The organism is Marseilla massiliensis, from assembly GCF_016899855.1.
In the GTDB taxonomy this organism is placed as follows: domain Bacteria; phylum Bacteroidota; class Bacteroidia; order Bacteroidales; family Bacteroidaceae; genus Prevotella.
Genome location: NZ_JACJJG010000308.1, coordinates 1 through 229, shown reverse-complemented (window position 1 = coordinate 229; position 229 = coordinate 1). Strand labels below are relative to the sequence as shown.

The following is a 229-nucleotide window of genomic DNA, read 5'->3' as shown; positions in this document are numbered from 1 at the left end:
GAAAAGGAACGGGATGTTGTTTTTCTCGGAGCCTGTCCCGGCTCCGCGATCGTCCATCAGACCGGGCGGCTCCCGCCATCCGGGGCGATGGGGAGGAGCACGGAAAAGGTGCTCCCCGTCCCCTCCTCGCTGGTCACCGAGATGGTCCCCCCGTGGAGCTCCACGATGCGGTGGACGATGGACAGGCCCAGGCCCAGGCCCTTGCCGTCCTGTCCCTGCTCCCCCTGGT

1 pseudogene is annotated in these 229 nt (G+C 67.7%); it reads right to left on the bottom strand.

Annotated features, from left to right (window positions below):
* Positions 1-89 precede the first annotated feature (89 nt).
* A pseudogene (locus H6A34_RS14830) lies at positions 90-229 on the bottom strand (sensor histidine kinase); the annotation flags it as partial.